We start from the raw sequence: 16,201 nt of genomic DNA on the forward strand, positions 1-16,201 counted from the left end.
GGCGGCGCCCGCCCGGCGCGTGACTACGATGGGCCCTCCGGTGGCCGCCCGACCAGCGCGGCCCGCTGCGACCCCCTGGGAAGGACATGCTCAACAAGTACGCGCGTGCATTCTTCACGCGTGTCCTCACCCCGTTCGCCGCCCTGCTGCTCCGGCTGCGGGTGAGCCCGGACGCGGTGACCCTCGTCGGAACCGCCGGAGTCATGGCGGGAGCGCTGGCCTTCTACCCCAGGGGCGAGTTCTTCTGGGGCACCGTCGTCATCACCCTGTTCGTCTTCTCCGACCTGGTCGACGGGAACATGGCGCGCCAGCTGGGCGTCTCCAGCCGCTGGGGCGCGTTCCTCGACTCGACCCTGGACCGGGTCGCCGACGCGGCGATCTTCGCCGGCATCGCCCTGTGGTACGCCGGCGGCGGCGACGACCAACTGCTGTGCGCCGTCACGCTGTTCTGCCTCGCCAGCGGCCAGGTCGTCTCCTACACCAAGGCCAGGGGCGAGAGCATCGGCCTGCCGGTGGCGGTCAACGGCCTGGTGGAACGCGCCGAGCGGCTGGTGATCACGCTGGTGCTGGCCGGCTTCTCCGGCTGGGAGCGCACCTTCGACGTGCCGCACATCGGCCTGCTGCTGCCGCTGGCGCTGTGGGTCGTCGCGGTCGGCTCCCTGATCACGCTGATCCAGCGGATGCTCACCGTGCGCCGCGAGTCCGCCGAGGCCGACGCGGCGGCGGCGCGCGAGGCGTCCGCCGAGCGGGAGCCCGAGGGGAAGCGCGAGCAGGCATGAAGGAGCGCCTCGCCGACCTCGGCTACCAGCTCGGCTGGAGCACCGTGAAGCGGATGCCCGAGCCGCTCGCCAATCGCCTGGGCCGGCGGGCCGCCGACAGCGCCTGGCGCCGGCGCGGCCCCAGGGTCCGCCAGCTGGAGCGCAACCTCGCCCGGGTGGTGCCCGAGGCCGACGAGGCCGCGCTCCGCGCGCTCTCCCGCGCCGGGATGCGCAGCTATCTGCGCTACTGGACGGAGTCCTTCCGGCTGCCGGTGTGGAGCAGGGAACGGATCGGCGCCTCGCTGCGGCTGGACGACGCCCACCACCTGACCGACGCCGTCGCCGAGGGCCGGGGCGTGGTGCTGGCCCTGCCGCACCTCGCCAACTGGGACCTGGCCGGCGGCTGGCTGGTCACCGAGCTGGGCATCCCGTTCACCACGGTCGCCGAGCGGCTGAAGCCGGCGAGCCTGTTCGACCGCTTCATCGCCTACCGCGAGGGCCTGGGCATGGAGGTGGTGGCGCACGACGGCGGCTCCGCGTTCGGGCTGCTCGCCCGCCGGCTGCGCGCCGGCGGGGTCGTCGCGCTGGTCGCCGACCGCGACCTGTCGGCCTCCGGGGTGCCGGTCACCTTCTTCGGCGAGCGGGCCAGGATGCCGGCCGGGCCCGCGCTGCTGGCCCAGCAGACCGGTGCGGCGCTGCTGCCGGTCGCGCTCTGGTACGACGAGACCCCGGTGATGCGCGGCCGGGTGATGGCCCCGCTGCCCGTGCCGGCCGACGGCACCCGCGCCGAGCGCACCGCCGCGCTCACCCAGGCTCTGGCCGACCACTTCGCCGAGGCCATCGCCGCCCACCCGCAGGACTGGCACATGCTGCAACGGCTGTGGACGGCCGACCTCACGCCCCGGGCCGGGGCCGGCGAGGGCGCCGGGGAACGCCGGCCCTCGGGGACCGACGGCGGGCAGCCGACCGTGAGGGACCGACCATGAGGGACCGACCGTGAGGACGCGCGCATGAGGATCGGCATCGTCTGCCCCTACTCCTGGGACGTCCCCGGCGGGGTCCAGTTCCACGTGCGCGACCTGGCCGAGCACCTGATCGAACGCGGCCACTCCGTCTCGGTGTTGGCCCCGGCGGACGAGGACACCCCGCTGCCGCCCTATGTGGTCTCCGCCGGGCGGGCCGTCTCCGTCCCCTACAACGGCTCGGTGGCCCGGGTGAACCTGGGCCTGATGTCCGCCAGCAAGGTGCGGCGCTGGGTCAAGGACGGCGACTTCGAGGTGCTGCACATCCACGAGCCGGTGGTGCCCTCGCTCGGGCTGCTGACCTGCTGGGCGGCGCGCGGCCCGATCGTCGCCACGTTCCACACCTCCAACGCGCGCTCGCGCGCCATGGTCGCCGCCTACCCGATCCTCCAGCCGGCGCTGGAGAAGATCAGCGCCAGGATCGCCGTCAGCGAGTACGCCCGCCGCACCCTGGTCGAGCACCTGGGCGGCGACGCCGTGGTGATCCCCAACGGCGTGGACGTGGACTTCTTCGCCGAGGCCGAGCCCAGGCCCGAGTGGCAGGGCGGCACCATCGGCTTCATCGGCCGGATCGACGAGCCCCGCAAGGGACTTCCGGTCCTGATGCGCGCCCTGCCGACGATCCTGCGGGAACGGCCCGAGGCCCGGCTGCTGGTCGCCGGGCGCGGCGACGAGCGCGAGGCGCTGGCCCCGCTGCCGGCCGAACTGCGCGCGCGCGTCGAGTTCCTGGGCATGGTCAGCGACGAGGACAAGGCGCGGCTGCTGCGCAGCGTGGACCTCTATGTCGCGCCCAACACCGGCGGGGAGAGCTTCGGGATCATCCTGGTCGAGGCGCTCTCGGCCGGCGCCCCCGTGCTGGCCAGCGACCTCGACGCGTTCGCCCAGGTGCTGGACGGGGGAACGGCCGGTGAGCTGTTCGCCAACGAGGACGCCGAGGCGCTGGCCGCAGCGGCCGTGCGGCTGCTGGGCGACGCGGACCGGCGCGCCGAGCTGACCGGGCGCGGCAGCCGCCATGTGCGGCGCTTCGACTGGTCGACGGTCGGCGCCGACGTGCTCGCCGTCTACGAGACGGTCACGGCCGGCGCTGGCGCGGTGGCCCCGGACGACCGGGTGGGGCTGCTGGGGCGGCTGGGCTTCGCCCGCGACTGAGAACCGGGCCACGGGCGCCCGTTGACGCGGCGCGGCCGGCCCGGCTGACGCCCGCCGGGCGGCGCCGGTAGGGTGGCCGGGCGTGACCACCGTCATCGTCGTCGTCGCCGCGCTGCTGCTGATCGGCGTCTACCTCAGCTGGACCGCCGGCCGCCTGGACCGGCTGCACGCCCGCATCGACGCGGCCAGGGCCGCCCTCGACGCCCACCTGCTGCGCCGCGCCTCCATCACCCAGGAGCTGGCCACCGCCGGGGTCTTCGACCCGGCCGCCTCGATGGTTCTCTACCAGGCCGCGCACGCCGCGCGGCTTGCCGAGGACGAGCAGCGCGAGGTCGCCGAGAGCGAGCTGACCCAGGCGCTGCGCGCCGTCTTCGCCGAACGCGCCCAGGTGCGCGCGGTGTTGGAGGCGCCGGGCGGCGAGGCCAGCGCGGCCGAGCTGGTCGCGGCCGTGCGCCGGGTGCCGATGGCCCGCAGGTTCCACAACGACGCGGTGCGCGCGGCCCGCGCCGTGCACCGCCACCGCACGGTCCGCTGGCTGCGGCTGGCCGGGCACGCGCCGTTCCCGCTCGCCTTCGAGATGGACGACGAGCCGCCGCCCGCGCTGCTGGAGCCGCTGACCCCGCCGGGCCCGCCGACGGCGCCGGGGGAGCCACCGAGGGAGCGGTGAGCCGCCGGCCATCGTGCCGGTTGGACCTGTTCGGGGAGCCACCAGGGGACGATTGGCCCTTCCGGCGCGCGGGCCGAAGGGGTCCAATGGAGGGGACGACCTCGCGGTGGCCGGGACCGAGGACCCGCAGGGACGGGACCCCGGGCCCCTGGGGGACACCGAAGGCACCGACCTACCATGGGGTTGTCTGAATTTCCCGTTGGATGTCCCGTTTCCCAGCCCGTTCGAGTGAGGTTTCCTTCGTGTCCAGCACGCCCACCAGCAGCACCCCCGCCACGGCGAACCCGGCGACCCCGGAGACCGGCACCGCCCGGGTCAAGCGCGGCATGGCCGAGCAGCTCAAGGGCGGGGTGATCATGGACGTCGTCACCCCCGAGCAGGCCAGGATCGCCGAGGACGCCGGCGCGGTGGCCGTGATGGCCCTGGAGCGGGTCCCGGCCGACATCCGCAAGGACGGCGGCGTCGCCCGCATGTCCGACCCGGACATGATCGACGGCATCATCGAGGCGGTCTCCATCCCGGTCATGGCCAAGTCCCGCATCGGGCACCTCGTCGAGGCCCAGGTCCTCCAGGCGCTCGGCGTCGACTACATCGACGAGTCCGAGGTCCTCACCCCGGCCGACGAGGTCAACCACACCGACAAGTGGTCGTTCACCACGCCCTTCGTCTGCGGCGCCACCAACCTGGGCGAGGCCCTGCGCCGGATCTCCGAGGGCGCGGCCATGATCCGTTCCAAGGGTGAGGCCGGCACCGGCAACGTGGTCGAGGCCGTCCGCCACATGCGGCAGATACGCGGCGAGATCGGCCGGCTGCGCGGGCTCGACAACCACGAGCTGTACGCGGCGGCCAAGGAGCTGCGCGCCCCCTACGAGCTGGTCCGCGAGGTCGCCGAGCTGGGCAAGCTCCCGGTGGTGCTCTTCTCCGCCGGCGGCGTGGCCACCCCGGCCGACGCCGCGCTGATGCGACAGTTGGGCGCCGAGGGCGTCTTCGTCGGCTCCGGGATCTTCAAGTCCGGCGACCCCGCCAAGCGCGCCGCCGCCGTCGTCAAGGCCACCACCTTCTACGACGACCCCAAGGTGATCGCCGACGTCTCGCGCGGCCTGGGCGAGGCCATGGTCGGCATCAACCTGGACACCCTGCCCGACGGCGAGCGGTACGCCTCCCGTGGCTGGTGACACCGCGTCCGCAAGCACGCCGGAGGCCCGGCCCGAGATCGGGGTGCTCGCCCTCCAGGGCGACGTGCGCGAGCACCTGAGCGCGCTGCGCGCGGCCGGGGCCTCGCCCCGGCCGGTGCGCAGGCCCGAGGAGCTGGCCGCCGTCGCCGGCCTGGTCATCCCCGGCGGCGAGTCCACCACCATCTCCAAACTCGCGGTCGCCTTCGGCCTGTTGGAGCCGCTGCGCGCGCGGGTCGCCGAGGGGCTGCCGGTCTACGGCTCCTGCGCCGGCATGATCATGCTCGCCGACAAGATCCTCGACCCCAGGTCCGGGCAGGAGACGGTGGGCGGCATCGACATGATCGTGCGCCGCAACGCCTTCGGCCGGCAGAACGAGTCCTTCGAGGCCGCCGTCGAGGTGGCCGGCGTGCCCGGCGGGCCGGTGCACGGCGTCTTCATCCGCGCCCCCTGGGTGGAGTCACGCGGCGCGGGCGCCGAGGCCCTCGCCGCGTTCCAGGGCCACCCGGTCGCGGTCCGGCAGGGCAACCTGCTGGCGACCGCGTTCCACCCGGAGCTGACGGGCGACCACCGGGTGCACGGCCTCTTCGTCGCGATGGTGCGCGCGGCGGGCCGCTGAGCTGCCGGTAGGATCGCTGGGCGACTGACGCACGGGAACTAGTTGGCGACAACGAAGGAGCAGCGCTGTGTCCGGCCACTCCAAGTGGGCAACCACCAAGCACAAGAAGGCCGTGATCGATGCCAAGCGCGGCAAGCTGTTCGCCAAGCTGATCAAGAACATCGAGGTCGCCGCCCGCACCGGCGGCGGCGACCCGGACGGCAACCCCACGCTCTTCGACGCCATCCAGAAGGCCAAGAAGAGTTCCGTGCCCAACACCAACATCGACCGCGCGGTCAAGCGGGGGGCGGGCCTGGAGGCCGGCGGCGCCGACTACCAGACCATCATGTACGAGGGCTACGGCCCCAACGGCGTCGCGGTCCTGATCGAGTGCCTCACCGACAACCGCAACCGCGCCGCCTCCGACGTGCGCGTGGCGATGACCCGCAACGGCGGCTCGATGGCGGACCCGGGCTCGGTCTCCTACCTCTTCCACCGCAAGGGCGTGGTGATCGTCCCCAAGGGCGAGCTGTCCGAGGACGACGTGCTGACGGCGGTCCTGGAGGCCGGCGCCGAGGAGGTCAACGACCTGGGCGAGTCCTTCGAGGTGGTCAGCGAGGCCGGCGACCTGGTCGCGGTGCGCACCGCGCTCCAGGAGGCCGACATCGACTACGACTCGGCGGAGGCCAGCTTCGTCCCCACCATGCAGGTGGAGTTGGACGAGGAGGGCGCCCGCAGGATCTTCCGGCTGATCGACGCCCTGGAGGACAGCGACGACGTGCAGAACGTCTTCGCCAACTTCGACGTCGCCGACGACGTGATGGCCCGGGTCGACGCCTGACCCGCCCCCGTCACCCGACCACCACCCGCCCCGGGTCAACGCGCCGCCGCCGCACGACGGTTGACGCCGGCGGCCGGCCTCGGGCCCGGGCGCGCGGGGCCAGCCGCCACGCCGACGCCGGGCGTGGGACGGCTCGTTGTCAGTGCTCGCCGGTAGCCTGCCAGGCGGCTGGTCGAAGGGCCGGCCGAGGGGCGAGCGTTGAGGAGATCCGGTGCGGGTGCTGGGAGTTGACCCGGGGCTGACCCGCTGCGGGGTCGGCGTCGTCGAGGGCACGGTGGGCCGCCCGCCCAGGATGCTCGGGGTCGGGGTCATCCGCACCCCGCCCGAGCTGGACGTGCCCGAGCGGCTGGTGCTGGTCGAGCGCGGTATAGAGGAGTGGCTCGACGCCCACCGGCCCGAGTCGGTCGCCGTGGAGCGGGTGTTCAGCCAGCACAACGTGCGCACGGTGATGGGCACGGCCCAGGCCAGCGCCGTCGCGATGCTCTGCGCCGCGCGGCGCGGGCTGCCCGTGGCGCTGCACACGCCCAGCGAGGTCAAGGCCGCCGTCACCGGCAGCGGGCAGGCGGACAAGGCGCAGGTCGGCGCCATGGTCACCCGGCTGCTGCGGCTGTCGGCCCCGCCCCGCCCGGCGGACGCCGCCGACGCGCTGGCCCTGGCCATCTGCCACATCTGGCGCTCCCCGGCCCGCCACCGGGTCGCCGCAGCCGAGGCCGCCGCCCGGGCGGCGGCCAACTCCCGGCCGCGAGGCCACCGTTCCCCCGGTTCCCCCGCCGTTCCCCCGCCGAAGGGCAGCGCCACCGCATGATCTCGTTCGTCTCAGGGCCGGTCGCCGCCGTCGCCCCCGACCACGCGGTGGTCGAGGTCGGCGGCGTCGGCATGGCCGTCCAGTGCACCCCGGGCACCCTCGCCACGCTGCGGGTCGGCGAGCCGGCCAGGCTCGCCACCTCGCTGGTCGTCCGGGAGGACTCGCTCACCCTCTACGGCTTCGCCGACGACGACGAGCGGCAGGTCTTCCAACTCCTCCAGACCGCCAGCGGCGTGGGGCCCCGGCTCGCGCAGGCGATGCTCGCCGTGCACGCGCCGGACGCGCTGCGGCTGGCCGTGGCCACCGGCGACGAGAAGGCGCTGACGGCCGTGCCTGGCATCGGGAAGAAGGGCGCACAGAAGCTGTTGTTGGAGCTGAAGGACCGGCTGGGCGCCCCCGTCGGCGCCGTCACGCCCCCCCAGCGGGGGCGCCCGACGGCCGTCGCGCCGCCCGGCTGGAGCGAGCAACTGCACGACGCGCTCGTCGGGTTGGGGTACCAGCCGCGCGAGGCCGAGCGGGCCGTCGAGGCCGTGCGGCCGCAGGCCGAGGCGACGTTGGCCGAGGGCGGCCAGCCCGCCGTCCCCGGGCTGCTGCGCGCCGCGCTCCAGTCGCTCAACCGCACCCGCTGAGTCCGTTCCGGCCTCGGCCGGAACGGGACGAGGCGAGGCCGCGCCCCGGTCGGCACTGGCCGGGGACCGGGACACCGACCGACCGAACGAAAGGGGAGGGGAAGGGGAGTGAGCCGGATACCCGTGCCGTCTGCCCGTCGACCGGACCGGCCGCGCCGACGCGGCCCGACGCCCGGTTCCGTGACCGAGACGGCCAACCGGCTTGCCGCACGCCCTCGCCCCGAGGGCCCCGCCGGGGACACCGACCGGGCCGGAGGCCAACCCCGTTGGCCGGAACGGCCGCAGCCCGACGACGACGTCAGCGTGACTGACCGCCGCAGCCGACCCATCCCTGGAGGAGAGCACCCGTGAGTCCGGACGACGACAGCGTGGCCGGTGGTGCCGATCGCCTGGTCGGCGCGGTGGCCGACGGTGACGACCTGGCCGTCGAGGCCGCCCTGCGGCCGAAGGACCTGGGGGAGTTCATCGGCCAGACCCGGGTCCGCGAGCAGCTCGACCTCGTGCTGCGGGCCGCGCGGGCCAGGGGCGGCACCGCCGACCACGTGCTGCTCTCCGGCTCGCCCGGGCTCGGCAAGACCACCCTCTCGATGATCATCGCGGCCGAGATGGCGGCCCCCATCCGCATCACCTCCGGCCCCGCGATCCAGCACGCGGGCGATCTCGCCGCGATCCTCTCCTCGTTGACGGAGGGCGAGGTCCTCTTCCTCGACGAGATCCACCGCATGTCGCGGCCCGCCGAGGAGATGCTCTACATGGCGATGGAGGACTTCCGGGTCGACGTCGTCGTCGGCAAGGGCCCCGGCGCCACCGCCATCCCGCTGGAGCTGCCGCCGTTCACCCTGGTCGGCGCCACCACCAGGGCCGGACTGCTGCCGCCGCCGCTGCGCGACCGGTTCGGGTTCACCGGGCACATGGAGTTCTACGAGCCGGCCGAGCTGGAGCTGGTGGTGCACCGGTCCGCCGGGCTGCTGGACGTGGAGATCACCGCCGAGGGCGCGGCCGAGATCGCCTCGCGCTCCCGGGGCACGCCGCGCATCGCCAACCGCCTGCTGCGCCGGGTGCGGGACTACGCGCAGGTCCGCGCCGACGGCCGGGTCACCCGGGAGATCGCGGCCCGCGCCCTTGAGGTCTACGAGGTGGACGCCAGGGGCCTCGACCGGCTGGACCGCGCGGTGCTGCGCGCCCTGTTGGAGCTGTTCGGCGGCGGCCCGGTCGGCCTGTCCACGCTCGCCGTCGCGGTGGGGGAGGAGCGGGAGACCGTGGAGGAGGTGGCCGAGCCGTTCCTGGTGCGGGAGGGGCTGCTGGCCCGCACCCCCAGGGGCCGGGTCGCCACCCCCGCCGCCTGGCGCCACCTCGGGCGCACCCCGCCCGAGCCGGCGGCCGGCGGACAACCGGGACTGTTCGGGACGTGATGCCGCCTCGCGCCCGACGAATCACACCCCGTGGAACTTCGATAGCATCCTGGACGTTGTTCCCCCGGCGAAGCCTCGCTTAGACTCCGCCGATGCCATCCGCCCCCAGGACGGCACACCTGACCCCCGACATGCCGGCCGCGCCAGCGGCCAAACAAAGGAAACTCCTCCGCCGTGGATATCGCGTTTCTCTTCCCGTTCATCCTGCTCATCGGCGTCATGTTCCTGATGACGCGTTCCGCGAAGAACCGCCAGCGACAGGCGCTGGAGATGCGCGACTCCATGGAGCCAGGGTCAGGTGTCCGGACCATCGGCGGCATGTACGCCGAGGTCAAGGAGGTCCGCGAGGACACCGTGCTCCTGGAGGTGGCCCCCGGGGTGCAAGCCATCTACGCCAAGAACGCGATCGGCGCCGTGCTGGACCCGGAGGAGTACGACCGGATCGTGAGCGGTGACCTGCCCGAGGACGAGGACTCCCTGGTGGTGCCCGACGACGCCTCCTCGCTGACCGCCGAGGAGACCGAGGACCGGGTCGAGCTGGAGAAGTCCGCCGACCAGGACGACGTCGACGAGCCCGAGGACGCCGCCGCCAGGCGCCGGCGCGACCAGGGTGACGAGGGCGAGGGCGGCTCCAAGGCGTGAAGGCGACGGCAGCGACCGTCCGTCAGTCATCCCGCTGAGCCTCGCCGCGAGCAGCGGGCGCGCGGGTCTTTGGACAGAGAGAAGACGACAAGGTGGCGACACCGAAGAAGGACCTGAGGTCCTCACGAAAGCGGGATTTGAAGTCCCGGGGCCAGGGCAGGCCGGGTCGGGCGCTGGCGTTGATCCTGCTGATCGTGATCGCGCTCACCGTGGGGATGTTCGCGTCGGGACACACCACACCCCGGCTCGGCATCGACCTCGCCGGCGGCACCAGCATCACGCTGACCGCCCGCCCCGATGCGGACGACGCGGACGCCGTCAACGCGACGAACCTGAACACGGCGGTCTCGATCATCGAGCGTCGCGTCAACGGCCTGGGCGTGCAGGAGGCCGAGGTCCAGACGCAGGGCGACGAGAACATCATCGTCAACATCCCCAAGGGCACGGACGAGCAGGCGGCGCGCGAGCAGGTCGGCACCACCGCCGAGCTGGGCTTCCGCCCGGTGCTCACCGTCGCCTCCGCGGCCCCGGCGCAGGAGCCGCCGCCGGCCGAGGAGGGTGGCGAGGAGCAGCCCGAGGACGGCGGCGAGGAGCAGCCGACCGAGGAGCCCACCGACGAGTCCACCGAGGGCGCCGAGGAGCAGCCCACGGACGAGCCGACCGACGAGGGCGCGGCCGAGGACGGCGAGGCCGGGGCGGACGAGTCCACCGAGAACCAGGGCGCCCCGGCGCCCGGGGCGCGGGACGAGGGCGGCCTGTCGCCCGCCTCCTACCGCACCGACGACGAGCCCACGGACGAGCCCACCGACCAGCCGGCGGAGGACTCGACCGAGGAGCCGACGGACGAGCCGGCCGAGGAGGGCGGCGAAGAGCCCGCCGAGGAAGGCGCCGAGGAGGGCGGCAACACGGGGGACCCGGCCGCCGACGCCGCCGCGCTCCAGGCCCAGCTCGAAGCGCTGGACTGCACCACCGAGGAGGCCAGGCTCGCGGCCAGCCGCGCCGCTGCCGAGGCCAAGGACGAGGAGACGGTCGTCTCCTGCGACACCGACGGCGTCTGGAAGTACGCGCTCGGCCCGGTCGCCGTCCCCGGCACCGACGTCAGCGACGCCAACGCGATCTACGACACCCAGCGCGGCCAGGGCTGGATCGTGCAGATGCGGTTCACCGACGCGGGCGCCGGGAAGTTCGCCGACATCACCGAGCAGCTGTCCACCCAGGCCGAGCCGCAGAACCAGTTCGCCATCGCGCTCGACGGCGAGGTCGTCTCCGCCCCCAGCGTCCGCGAACGCCTGGGCGGCGGTCGCGCCGAGATCTCCGGCAGCTTCAACCAGGAGTCCGCCGAGGAGCTGGCCAACATCCTCAAGTACGGCGCCCTGCCGCTGAGTTTCGAGGAGTCCTCGGTCTCGACCGTCTCCCCGACGCTGGGCGGCGACCAGCTGCGCGCCGGCCTCATCGCCGGCGGCATCGGCCTGGCCCTGGTCGTGCTCTACATGCTGGTCTACTACCGTGGCCTGTCCGTGATCGCCATCGTGAGCCTGCTGGTCTCGGCCGCGATGACCTACTCGATCATGTCGCTGCTCGGCCCGGCCATCGGCTTCGCGCTCAACCTGCCGGCCGTCTGCGGCGCCATCGTCGCCATCGGTATCACGGCCGACTCGTTCATCGTCTACTTCGAACGGATCAGAGACGAGATCCGCGAGGGGCGTTCCCTGCGTCCCGCCGTGGAGCGCGCCTGGCCGCGCGCCCGACGCACCATCCTCGTCTCCGACTTCGTGTCCTTCCTGGCCGCCGCCGTGCTCTTCGTCATGACGGTCGGCAAGGTGCAGGGCTTCGCCTTCACCCTGGGGCTGACCACGGCCCTGGACGTGGTGGTGGTCTTCCTGTTCACCAAGCCGCTGATGACGCTGGTGGCGCGGCGGAAGTTCTTCTCCGGCGGGCACCCCTGGTCCGGACTCGACCCCAAGCGGCTCGGCGCACCGCCCCCGTTGCGGCGCACCCGGCGTCCGGCCCCCGTCGTTCCGTCCGACCCGAAGGAGGCCTGAGATGTCCCGACTCGGCGATCTCGGCGCCCGGCTCTACCGGGGTGACGTCAGCCTCGACATCGTCGGTGCCCGCAAGATCTGGTACGGGGTGTCCATCCTCATCACCATCCTCGCCTTCGGCGCGCTGCTGGTGCGCGGCCTGCACATGGGCGTGGAGTTCGAGGGCGGCGCGGTGTACACCACCCCGGCGACGGACGTCTCCGTAGAGGAGGTCAGGGAGGTCGCCGAGGAGACCTCGGGCAGCCTGGCCCTGGTGCAGACCCTCGGCAACGACGGCACCATGCGCGTCCAGGTCAGCGGCCTGGACACCGAGACCTCCAACGAGACCAGGGCCGCGCTGGCCGAGACGTTGGGCATCCCCACGGAGGAGCTGAACGCCGAGCTGATCGGCCCCAGTTGGGGCAAGCAGATCGCCGACCGCGCCTGGCAGGGCCTCGCCATCTTCATGGTGCTGGTCGTGATCTACCTGGCCCTCGCCTTCGAGTGGCGCATGGCGTTGGCCGCGCTGATCGCCCTGATCCACGACCTCACGATCACCGTGGGCGTCTACGCCCTGGTGGGCTTCGAGGTCACCCCCGGCACGGTGATCGGTCTGCTGACCATCCTCGGTTACTCCCTCTACGACACGGTCGTGGTCTTCGACGGTCTCAAGGAGACGACGCGCAACTTCGAACGGCAGACGCGGTTCACCTACCGGGAGTTGGCCAACCGCAGTCTCAACGGCACCCTGGTGCGTTCCATCAACACCTCGGTGGTGGCGCTGCTGCCCGTGGGCGGCCTGCTCTTCATCGGCGGTGGCCTGATGGGCGGCGGGATGCTCAACGACATCGCGCTGTCGATCTTCGTGGGTCTGGCCGCCGGCGCCTACTCCTCGATCATGATCGCGACCCCGCTGGTCGCCGACTTCAAGTCGCGTGAACGAGAGATCGCCGCGCAGGACCGCCGGGTGCTCAACAAGCGCGCCAAGCGGGCGGAGTCCGGCGAGGAGCCGGAGCCGGCCGAGGACGCCACCGCCCCCCGCGCGGCCGAGTCCACGCCGGCCGAGGCGGCGGACGAGGACGATCCGGAGGACGGCGGCCGGGACGAGGCGGCCGGCGTCGGCGCCGGCGGCCAGCGCCGGGGGCCGCGCCGCCAGCCGGTCTCCCGCGGCCGTGGCCGGGGCCGCCCGTCGGGGAAGCGGCGGTGAGCGTGGCCGAGGGGCTGTCGGACCTGCTGCTCAGCCGGGTGCGGGACGTCCCCGACCACCCCAAGCCGGGGATCGTCTTCAAGGACATCACCCCGCTGCTGGCCGACCCCGAGGCGTTCGGCGCGCTGACCGAGGCGCTTGCCGCCACGGCCAGGGAGCTGGGTGCCACCAAGGTCGTCGGGCTTGAGGCCAGGGGCTTCATCCTGGGCGCCCCGGTGGCGCTGGCGGCCGGCGCCGGCTTCGTTCCGGTCCGCAAGGCCGGCAAGCTGCCGGGCGCCACCCTCTCGCAGTCCTACGACCTGGAGTACGGCAGCGCCGAGATCGAGATCCACGCCGAGGACCTCGCCGACGACGACCGGGTGCTGATCGTCGACGACGTGCTGGCCACCGGCGGCACAGCCGAGGCCGCCATCGGCCTGGTCCGGCGGACGAAGGCGACGCTGGTGGGGTTGGCGGTGCTGATGGAGCTGGGTTTTCTGCCCGGCGGTGAGCGCGTCCGCCTCGCCCTCGGGGAGGTCCCCTACCAGGCGCTTGTCACGGTCTGACGGCGCACGCACACGCACGGGGCGCCCGCCACCACGGCGGGCGCCCCCGCTTGTGTGCCGGTTGAACGGGAACGGTTTGCCCGGGCTCGTTACCATGGCAGTCCGATCGTTCCTCGGCCGGACTCTTCTCCGGGGCGGCGTGTCCGAAAGCGCCCGGAGGACCGTTCTCCCCGCCGACGCCCGCCCAGGCGCCGACGAGGGGCCGCACAAGGAGTGCCCTTGCCCGACGACGCCCAGCCGCTCACCTCGACGCAGCGGAAGAACAGCAAGCCGGCCACCGCCCTCTGGCGCGACGGCGGCGCGGAGAACCGCGCCCAGTCCGCTGCCCCGGGCACCACCCCGGCGGTCTCCGGCGTCTCCGGCCGCTCGGGCTCGTCCAACCGCGTCCGCGCCCGGCTGGCGCGGCTCGGCGTCCAGCGCTCCACCCCGTACAACCCGGTCCTCGAACCGCTGCTGCGGGTGGTGCGCGCCAACGACCCCAAGGCCGACACGGCCGCGCTGCGCACCATCGAGCGCGCCTTCCAGGTCGCCGAGCGCTGGCACCGCGGCCAGAAGCGCAAGAGCGGCGACCCGTACATCACCCACCCGCTGGCCGTCACCACCATCCTCGCCGAGCTGGGCATGGACGCGGCGACGCTGATGGCGGGGCTGCTGCACGACACCGTCGAGGACACCGAGTACGGCCTGGAGACCCTGCGCCGCGACTTCGGCGACCAGGTGGCGCTGCTGGTGGACGGCGTCACCAAGCTGGACAAGGTCAAGTTCGGCGAGGCCGCCCAGGCGGAGACGGTCCGCAAGATGGTCGTCGCCATGGCCAAGGACCCCAGGGTCCTGGTCATCAAGCTCGCCGACCGGCTCCACAACATGCGGACCATGCGTTTCCTCAAGCGCGAGAAGCAGGAGCAGAAGGCCCGCGAGACGCTAGAGATCTACGCGCCGCTGGCCCACCGGCTCGGCATGAACACCATCAAGTGGGAGCTGGAGGACCTGGCGTTCGCCATCCTCTACCCCAAGATGTACGACGAGATCGTGCGGCTGGTCGCCGAGCGCGCGCCCAAGCGCGACGAGTACCTGGCCACCGTGATCGACGAGGTGCAGTCCGACCTGCGCGGCGCCCGGATCAAGGCGACCGTCACCGGCCGGCCTAAGCACTACTACAGCGTCTACCAGAAGATGATCGTGCGCGGCCGGGACTTCGCCGAGATCTACGACCTGGTGGGCATCCGCGTCCTGGTGGACACCGTCCGCGACTGCTATGCCGCGCTGGGCACCGTCCACGCCCGGTGGAACCCGGTGCCGGGGCGGTTCAAGGACTACATCGCGATGCCCAAGTTCAACATGTACCAGTCCCTGCACACCACGGTGATAGGGCCGGGCGGCAAGCCGGTCGAGTTGCAGATCCGGACGTTCGACATGCACCGCCGCGCGGAGTTCGGCATCGCCGCGCACTGGAAGTACAAGCAGCAGGCGGTCGCCGGCTCCTCCAAGGTCCGCACCGACAGCCCGAAGCGGTCCGGCGACAAGAGCGGCACGGTCAACGACATGGCCTGGCTGCGGCAGTTGCTCGACTGGCAGAAGGAGACGGAGGACCCGGGCGAGTTCCTGGAGTCGTTGCGTTTCGACCTGTCGCGCAACGAGGTCTTCGTCTTCACCCCGACCGGCGACGTGATCGCGCTGCCCGCCGGCGCCACCCCCGTCGACTTCGCCTACGCCGTGCACACCGAGGTCGGGCACCGCACCATAGGGGCCAAGGTCAACGGCCGCTTGGTGCCGCTGGAGTCCACGCTGGACAACGGCGACACCGTGGAGATCTTCACCTCCAAGGCCGACGGCGCCGGCCCCTCCCGCGACTGGCTGGGCTTCGTCAAGTCGCCCCGGGCGCGCAACAAGATCCGGGGCTGGTTCTCCAAGGAGCGCAGGGACGAGGCCATCGAGCAGGGCAAGGACCTCATCGCCCGCGCGATGCGCAAGCAGAACCTGCCCATCCAGAGCGTCCTCACCGGCGACTCGCTGGTCACCCTCGCCCACGAGATGCGCTACCCGGACATCTCCTCGCTCTACGCGGCGATCGGCGAGGGCCATGTGTCGGCGCAGAGCGTGGTGCAGAAGCTCGTCCAGGCCGTCGGCGGCGAGGAGGCCGCGAGCGAGGACCTCGCCGAGACCGCGCCGCCCGTGCCCTCCGGCGCCAAGCGCCGCTCGGCGTCCGACCCCGGCGTGGTGGTCAAGGGCGTCGACGACGTGTGGGTCAAGCTGGCCCGCTGCTGCACGCCCGTGCCGGGCGACCCGATCATCGGCTTCGTCACCCGGGGCAACGGGGTCTCCGTGCACCGCGCGGACTGCGTCAACGTCGACTCACTGTCCCGGGAGCCGGAGCGCATCCTGGAGGTCGAGTGGGCGCCCACCCAGTCCTCGGTGTTCCTGGTGGCCATCCAGGTCGAGGCGTTGGACCGCTCGCGGCTGCTGTCGGACGTGACCCGCGTTCTCTCCGACCAGCACGTCAACATTCTGTCGGCGGCGGTGCAGACGTCGAGGGACCGGGTGGCGACGTCCCGGTTCACGTTCGAGATGGGCGACCCCAAGCACCTCGGGCATGTGCTCCGCGCGGTCCGGCGCGTGGAGGGCGTCTACGACGTCTACCGCGTGACCTCTCCGAGGCGGCCGTAGCAGACGACGACGGTGCTGGGTGGCCACGGTGGTTGGTCGTCCGCAGGTCGGTGGTGGGTTGCTCGCGCA

The 16,201-nt window shown here is 73.0% G+C and carries 15 protein-coding genes; all 15 read left to right on the plus strand.

From position 1 onward, the window contains the following. Nucleotides 1-86 precede the first annotated feature (86 nt). The 15 genes from pgsA (at nucleotide 87) to FH609_RS22780 (ending at nucleotide 16,132) form a co-directional block, all read left to right on the plus strand. The gene (gene pgsA, locus FH609_RS22710; protein ID WP_139670994.1) at nucleotides 87-779 is read left to right on the plus strand and encodes a phosphatidylinositol phosphate synthase; all 693 of its coding nucleotides are present in this window, start codon (nucleotides 87-89) and stop codon (nucleotides 777-779) included. Beyond that, nucleotides 776-1,744, plus strand: a complete 969-nt coding sequence (locus tag FH609_RS22715; RefSeq protein ID WP_139670996.1) for a phosphatidylinositol mannoside acyltransferase — start codon at nucleotides 776-778, stop codon at nucleotides 1,742-1,744. The genes pgsA and FH609_RS22715 overlap by 4 nt, the downstream gene beginning before the upstream one ends. 24 nt (nucleotides 1,745-1,768) lie before the next feature. After that, complete coding sequence (locus tag FH609_RS22720) at nucleotides 1,769-2,929, plus strand: glycosyltransferase family 4 protein (protein WP_139670998.1); 1,161 nt, start codon at nucleotides 1,769-1,771, stop codon at nucleotides 2,927-2,929. 82 nt (nucleotides 2,930-3,011) lie between these two features. Beyond that, complete coding sequence (locus tag FH609_RS22725; RefSeq protein WP_139671000.1) at nucleotides 3,012-3,596, plus strand: hypothetical protein; 585 nt, start codon at nucleotides 3,012-3,014, stop codon at nucleotides 3,594-3,596. Nucleotides 3,597-3,799: 203 nt separating this feature from the next. After that, nucleotides 3,800-4,771, plus strand: coding sequence for a pyridoxal 5'-phosphate synthase lyase subunit PdxS (gene pdxS / locus FH609_RS22730; RefSeq protein ID WP_139671002.1), 972 nt, complete (start codon nucleotides 3,800-3,802; stop codon nucleotides 4,769-4,771). Continuing rightward, complete coding sequence (gene pdxT, locus FH609_RS22735) at nucleotides 4,761-5,387, plus strand: pyridoxal 5'-phosphate synthase glutaminase subunit PdxT (RefSeq protein WP_139671004.1); 627 nt, start codon at nucleotides 4,761-4,763, stop codon at nucleotides 5,385-5,387. The genes pdxS and pdxT overlap by 11 nt, the downstream gene beginning before the upstream one ends. Before the next feature lie 67 nt (nucleotides 5,388-5,454). Further along, entirely contained in the window at nucleotides 5,455-6,207 is a 753-nt protein-coding gene (locus tag FH609_RS22740; RefSeq protein ID WP_139671006.1) for a YebC/PmpR family DNA-binding transcriptional regulator, read from the plus strand. 211 nt (nucleotides 6,208-6,418) lie between these two features. Next, nucleotides 6,419-7,012, plus strand: coding sequence for a crossover junction endodeoxyribonuclease RuvC (gene ruvC / locus FH609_RS22745; protein WP_226961883.1), 594 nt, complete (start codon nucleotides 6,419-6,421; stop codon nucleotides 7,010-7,012). Next, on the plus strand, nucleotides 7,009-7,641 hold the full coding sequence (gene ruvA / locus FH609_RS22750; protein WP_139671008.1) for a Holliday junction branch migration protein RuvA: 633 nt from the start codon (nucleotides 7,009-7,011) through the stop codon (nucleotides 7,639-7,641). The genes ruvC and ruvA overlap by 4 nt, the downstream gene beginning before the upstream one ends. A gap of 347 nt (nucleotides 7,642-7,988) precedes the next feature. Continuing rightward, nucleotides 7,989-9,053, plus strand: a complete 1,065-nt coding sequence (ruvB, locus tag FH609_RS22755; RefSeq protein WP_139671010.1) for a Holliday junction branch migration DNA helicase RuvB — start codon at nucleotides 7,989-7,991, stop codon at nucleotides 9,051-9,053. A gap of 174 nt (nucleotides 9,054-9,227) precedes the next feature. Further along, nucleotides 9,228-9,695, plus strand: coding sequence for a preprotein translocase subunit YajC (gene yajC / locus FH609_RS22760; RefSeq protein WP_139671012.1), 468 nt, complete (start codon nucleotides 9,228-9,230; stop codon nucleotides 9,693-9,695). A 92-nt stretch (nucleotides 9,696-9,787) separates the two neighbouring features. Next, nucleotides 9,788-11,737, plus strand: a complete 1,950-nt coding sequence (secD, locus tag FH609_RS22765; protein ID WP_226961884.1) for a protein translocase subunit SecD — start codon at nucleotides 9,788-9,790, stop codon at nucleotides 11,735-11,737. A gap of 1 nt (nucleotide 11,738) precedes the next feature. Continuing rightward, the gene (secF, locus tag FH609_RS22770) at nucleotides 11,739-12,923 is read left to right on the plus strand and encodes a protein translocase subunit SecF (protein ID WP_139671014.1); all 1,185 of its coding nucleotides are present in this window, start codon (nucleotides 11,739-11,741) and stop codon (nucleotides 12,921-12,923) included. Then, nucleotides 12,920-13,468 carry an adenine phosphoribosyltransferase gene (locus tag FH609_RS22775; RefSeq protein ID WP_139671016.1) on the plus strand — a complete coding sequence of 183 codons (549 nt, stop codon included), beginning with the start codon at nucleotides 12,920-12,922 and terminating at the stop codon, nucleotides 13,466-13,468. Before secF ends, FH609_RS22775 begins: the two co-directional genes overlap by 4 nt. A 219-nt stretch (nucleotides 13,469-13,687) precedes the next feature. Further along, nucleotides 13,688-16,132: a RelA/SpoT family protein gene (locus FH609_RS22780; protein WP_139671018.1), complete on the plus strand. Its 2,445-nt coding sequence runs from the start codon at nucleotides 13,688-13,690 to the stop codon at nucleotides 16,130-16,132. The last annotated feature ends 69 nt before the right edge of the window (nucleotides 16,133-16,201 follow it).

The organism is Streptomyces sp. 3MP-14, assembly GCF_006334905.2.
Taxonomy (GTDB): Bacteria; Actinomycetota; Actinomycetes; order Streptomycetales; family Streptomycetaceae; genus Streptomyces; species Streptomyces triticirhizae.

Bases quoted from the DNA above. Each gene is read 5' to 3' on its own strand.
- pgsA (WP_139670994.1), top strand. From the start codon at position 87: ATGCTCAACAAGTACGCGCGTGCATTCTTCACGCGTGTCCTCACCCCG.
- FH609_RS22715 (WP_139670996.1), top strand. From the start codon at position 776: ATGAAGGAGCGCCTCGCCGACCTCGGCTACCAGCTCGGCTGGAGCACC.
- FH609_RS22720 (WP_139670998.1), top strand. From the start codon at position 1,769: ATGAGGATCGGCATCGTCTGCCCCTACTCCTGGGACGTCCCCGGCGGG.
- pdxS (WP_139671002.1), top strand. From the start codon at position 3,800: ATGTCCCGTTTCCCAGCCCGTTCGAGTGAGGTTTCCTTCGTGTCCAGC.
- ruvA (WP_139671008.1), top strand. From the start codon at position 7,009: ATGATCTCGTTCGTCTCAGGGCCGGTCGCCGCCGTCGCCCCCGACCAC.
- secF (WP_139671014.1), top strand. From the start codon at position 11,739: ATGTCCCGACTCGGCGATCTCGGCGCCCGGCTCTACCGGGGTGACGTC.